Annotated in this window: 1 protein-coding gene; it reads right to left on the bottom strand. The window is 37.6% G+C overall.

Features of this window, described 5'->3' with window-relative positions:
* Positions 1-2: 2 nt before the first annotated feature.
* Positions 3-578, bottom strand: coding sequence for a Crp/Fnr family transcriptional regulator (locus B2X72_RS08285; protein WP_088162307.1), 576 nt, complete (start codon positions 576-578; stop codon positions 3-5).
* Between the last annotated feature and the right edge of the window lie 394 nt (positions 579-972).

A 972-nucleotide genomic window follows, 5' to 3' on the forward strand; every position in this document is an offset into this window, starting at 1 on the left:
CATTATTTTGCTTGGTATAGCCTGCTCAGTGTTTCGCGGGAAACACCCAGATATGCTGCAATCAAATGTTTGGGAACGAGATTATAGAGTTCGGGATATTGCTGCATGAGTTCCTCGTAGCGGCTTCGAGCATCGTTGTTCAGCAGTGACATTATTCTTTTTTGTAGCCCAATATATCCTTTATTGGAACGCCATCTAAAAAAGGTTTCAACTTCGTGAATTTCCTTACATACTTTTTCACGGTCCTCGTTCGATAAGCAAAGAGTGTCTGCATCGCTGACACAATCTAAATTGACCGTAGCCGGGCCTTGATTATGCAATGCATTATAATCGGAAGCCCACCAGGTTTTTGTGGCGAACTGTAAGATATGCATCTTTTGTTCATCATTGGTGAAATAGGTCTTTAGACAGCCATTTAGCACAAAATACTCTTGTTCCACAAGGTCTCCTTGACGGATAATCATTTGTTTCTTTTTAAAGGAGATCGGTTTAAAAAAAGAAAAGAAGTAGTCGAATTGTTCGTCGTTTAACTGGACGGTCTTGTCGATATGTTGTCTCAGAATTTCACGTTCGGTCATAGCTAACAGTTACTTGATCGATTTAAAATTAAACAAAATCTCACAATGATAGCGAAGGCCTGCATCAAGTTCCCCTCAGATTCAAAATTAAGAAGGGAATAACACTACTTTTACAGGGGTATAACAGGGGGGTAATAGGGATATACCCCTGCTACCCCCCTGTTAACTCCCTGTAATCTCCCTGTAATATATTAAGATAATATCAATTAGATTTTAACTTTTGCCCAAACAAAAAAGGACCTTGAAATACTTTAGCCGCGCTGCTAAATTTCCATGTTTAACCGGTTTAGTGATTTAGAAAAAATGATTTTTTTTTGATTTTATTTTGTTTATACAAAGTTATTTTCTATTTTAGTGTTGCCCATTCAAGGGCACTTTTCATAAAATAGGTTAA

It is taken from the genome of Sphingobacterium sp. UBA7253, assembly GCF_002472745.1.
Taxonomy (GTDB): Bacteria; Bacteroidota; Bacteroidia; order Sphingobacteriales; family Sphingobacteriaceae; genus Sphingobacterium; species Sphingobacterium siyangense.